We start from the raw sequence: 3,826 nt of genomic DNA, 5'->3' as shown, positions 1-3,826 counted from the left end.
GCAGCCCCACCCCCGCCCGCATGCACGCATCCGCCACCAACGGCGTGGACAACTCCGCGAACCGCTTCAGCACCATGCCAACTCCTCGCTCACACGCCAGAGTTCACCAGCACGAAGATCCTACGCCGATCCCCCCTCCCCCCATCGAGTGAAATCCCGCCACACCCGACGCACCTCCCTCGAACCGCCACTAGCGTGGGAATCCGTGCCGAACAAGAAAAGGGCCTCCACCTCCAGCCAGCAGGCGGACATCCTGCTCCAGTGCTTCCTGAACCTGGAATCCCCGGACGGACTACGCATCGAGCTGATCGAAGGGGAGATTGCCGTCACCGTTCCACCGGACGGCGACCACGAGGATCTGCTCAGCCAACTGATGGGCCAGGTGTACCGACACACCGAAACCCCGGTCCAGATCTCGGGCAACAAGGGCCTCCGCCTGCCGAGCGGCGGACTCTGCCCGAAGAACCATGTCATCCCCGATGCCACGTTCGCCCCCAAGGAACTGCGCCTGTTCCGCGGCGCGCCCTCCTGGATGGAGCCGGACGGCGTGGCCATGGTCGCCGAGGTGACGTCCAGCAAGCCCGACCAGGACCGGATCGCCAAGCGCCACTGCTACACCCGCGCCGCCATCCCCTTCTACCTGCTGATCGACCGCGAGCGCTCGCAGATCAGCCTGTTCGACACACCGCATCGCGACGAGTACACCGAGGTGCACCTCACGGCGTTCGGGGAGCCGCTCGTGCTTCCGGCGCCGTTCGAGTTCGAGCTGGACACCAAGGACTTCCTCTAGAGCCGGACGCACGACGGCCCGGGTCCCCCCATCGCGGAAGGAGGACCCGGGCCGGGCGGTTGCCGCGGGGGTCAGCCGCGGGTGGCCATGGCGCGCAGGAAGAAGGTGAGGTTGGCCGGGCGCTCGGCGAGGCGGCGCATGAAGTAGCCGTACCACTCCTCGCCGTACGGGAGGTAGACCCGCATGGTGTTGCCCTCGCCGGCGAGGCGGAGCTGCTCCTCGGGGCGGATGCCGAAGAGCATCTGGTACTCGAAGGAGTCGCGCTTGCGGCCGTTCCACTGGGCCAGCTGGCCGGCGATCTTGATCATGTTGGGGTCGTGCGAGGCGATCATCGGGTAGCCCTCGCCGGCCATCAGGACCTTGAGCGCGCGGACGTACGCGAGGTCGACCTCGTGCTTGCCCTGGAAGGCGACCGACTCGGGCTCCTTGTAGGCACCCTTGCACAGGCGCACCCGGGAACCGGGGCCGGAGAACTCGCGGCAGTCGGCCTCGGTGCGGCGCAGGTAGGCCTGGAGGACGACACCCAGCCAGGGGAAGTCCTGGCGCAGCTCGCGGGCGATGGCGAGGGTGGAGTCGGTGGTGGTGTGGTCCTCCATGTCGAGGGTCACCGTGGTGCCGGCGTCGGCGGCGGCCTCGCAGATGCGGCGGGCGTTCTCCAGGGCGATCTTCTCGCCGTCCACCGGGAGGAACTGGCCGACGGCCGAGAGCTTGACCGAGACCTCGGCGCCGGCGGCCAGGCCGGTCTCCTTGAGCGCCTTGAGCAGGTGCTCATAGGCCTCGGCGGTGCCGGCGGCCTGGGCGGCGTCGCGGGTGTCCTCGCCGAGGTGGTCCAGGGTGACCTTGCGGCCGGTCGCGACGAGGTCGTCGCAGGCGGTGACGGCGTCGTCGAGGGCCTCGCCGGCGACGAAGCGCTCGACTATCGCGTGGGTCGGCGGGAACTTCTCGACGACGGTGCGGACCTGGGCCGAGCGGGAGGCCGCGAGGAGGGCGGAACGGAGCATCGTGACTCCTGGAGCTGGTGCTTCTTCGGGTGGCAGAAAGGGACGGGCGGCGAGCCCAGGGGGGTGGTGGGCTCGCCGCCCGTGGGACGCCGCCCGGCTGCGGGGCCGGGAGGCGTCAGGGGACCGCGAACGGGTCCCGGTGGGACGGTCAGCCCATGTGCGGGTAGCGGTAGTCCGTCGGCGGGACGAAGGTCTCCTTGACCGAGCGGGTCGAGGTCCACCGCGCGAGGTTCTGCTTGGCGCCGGCCTTGTCGTTGGTGCCCGAGGCACGGGCGCCGCCGAACGGCTGCTGGCCGACGACCGCGCCGGTCGGCTTGTCGTTGATGTAGAAGTTGCCGGCCGCGTTCCGCAGCTTGAGCATCGCGTGCTGAACGGCCTCGCGGTCCTGGGAGATGATCGCGCCGGTCAGGGCGTAGTCCGAGACCGACTCCATCTGGGTCAGCATCTCGTCGTACTTGTCGTCCTCGTAGACGTACACGGCGAGGACCGGGCCGAAGTACTCGTCGCGGAAGTACTCCGAGGCCGGGTCCTGGCAGACCAGCACGGTCGGCCGGACGAAGTAGCCCACGCTGTCGTCGTAGGTGCCGCCGGCCAGGACCTCGACCTGCGGGTCGGCCTGGGCGCGGTCGATCGCGGCCTTGTTCTTGGCGAAGGCGCGGTCGTCGATGACGGCGGACATGAAGTTCGACAGGTCGGTGACGTCGCCCATGGTCAGGCCGTCGACCTCGGCGCGGAACTCGTCCTTCAGCTCGGCCCAGATGGAGGCCGGGACGTAGGCGCGGGAGAGGGCCGAACACTTCTGGCCCTGGAACTCGAAGGCGCCGCGGGTCATGGCGGTCTTCAGCACGGCCCGGTCGGCCGACGGGTGGGCGACCAGGAAGTCCTTGCCGCCGGTCTCGCCGACGATCCGCGGGTAGGTGCGGTAGCCGGAGATGTTGTTGCCGACCTCGCGCCACAGGTGCTGGAAGGTGGCGGTGGAGCCGGTGAAGTGGATGCCGGCCAGCGCCGGGTGCTTCAGCGCGACGGCGGAGACGTCCAGGCCGTCGCCGGTCACCATGTTGATGACGCCCTTGGGCAGGCCGGCCGCCTCCAGCAGCTGCATCAGCAGGTGCGCGGAGAACTGCTGGGTCGGCGAGGGCTTCCACAGCACCACGTTGCCCATCAGCGCCGGCGCGGTCGGCAGGTTGCCGGCGATGGCGGTGAAGTTGAACGGGGTGATCGCGTAGACGAAGCCCTCCAGCGGGCGGTGGTCGCTGCGGTTCCACACGCCGTCCGAGGAGATCGGCTGCTCGGCCATGATCTGGCGGGCGAAGTGCACGTTGAAGCGCAGGAAGTCGACCAGCTCGCAGGGGGTGTCGATCTCGGCCTGCTGCGCGGTCTTGGACTGGCCGAGCATGGTGGCGGCGGCCAGGGTCTCGCGCCAGGGGCCGGCCAGCAGGTCGGCGGCGCGCAGGAAGATCGCGGCGCGGGAGTCGAAGGAGAGCGCCTGCCAGGCCGGGGCCGCGGCCAGGGCAGTGTCGATGGCCTCCTGCGCGTCCGCCTGGGTGGCGTTGCGCAGGGTGCCGAGCCTCGCCGCGTGGTTGTGCGGCTGGACGACGTGGAACTCGGTGCCGCCGCCCATGCGGCGCTCACCGTTGATCGTCATGGTCAGCTGGACCGGCTCCTGGCCGCCCAGCTCCTTCAGCTTCGCCTCCAGGCGGGCCCGTTCCGGGCTGCCGGGGGCGTAGCTGTGGACCGGCTCGTTCACCGGCGCGGGGACCTGGGTCACAGCATCCATGAGCGCACGCTCTCCTTCGTTCCTTGCGGGGATGCCGACGCGGATCGCACGACGGCCACATGACGAACGCTATTCCTGCATCAGGGGTCGCTTGATTGGCCGGACGGCTAAAATCATCCGGACGGCGTTGTCCGACCGGATGAAGGATTCGGACGAAAGCCACCCTTCGGCCACCCGCCGGCCACTCCCGCCCCACCACCGACCCGCCCACGGCCCACCCCCCGACCCGCCCACGGCCACGGCGGCGGGCCGCCCCCG

The 3,826-nt window shown here is 70.0% G+C and carries 3 protein-coding genes; 1 reads left to right on the top strand and 2 read right to left on the bottom strand.

Annotation, left to right across the window (positions count from 1 at the left end; translation table 11 throughout):
* Positions 1-205: 205 nt before the first annotated feature.
* The gene (locus ADK60_RS20265; protein ID WP_053647862.1) at positions 206-790 is read left to right on the top strand and encodes a Uma2 family endonuclease; all 585 of its coding nucleotides are present in this window, start codon (positions 206-208) and stop codon (positions 788-790) included.
* A gap of 71 nt (positions 791-861) precedes the next feature.
* Here ADK60_RS20265 and ADK60_RS20260 read toward each other — a convergent pair whose 3' ends face one another.
* On the bottom strand, positions 862-1,791 hold the full coding sequence (locus ADK60_RS20260; RefSeq protein ID WP_045940117.1) for a proline dehydrogenase family protein: 930 nt from the start codon (positions 1,789-1,791) through the stop codon (positions 862-864).
* Between the two features lie 148 nt (positions 1,792-1,939).
* Positions 1,940-3,568 carry an L-glutamate gamma-semialdehyde dehydrogenase gene (pruA, locus tag ADK60_RS20255; RefSeq protein ID WP_053647860.1) on the bottom strand — a complete coding sequence of 543 codons (1,629 nt, stop codon included), beginning with the start codon at positions 3,566-3,568 and terminating at the stop codon, positions 1,940-1,942.
* Between the last annotated feature and the right edge of the window lie 258 nt (positions 3,569-3,826).

The sequence above is a fragment of the Streptomyces sp. XY431 genome, assembly GCF_001279805.1.
Classification (GTDB): domain Bacteria; phylum Actinomycetota; class Actinomycetes; order Streptomycetales; family Streptomycetaceae; genus Kitasatospora; species Kitasatospora purpeofusca.
This window is presented reverse-complemented; position numbering and strand designations above follow the sequence as displayed.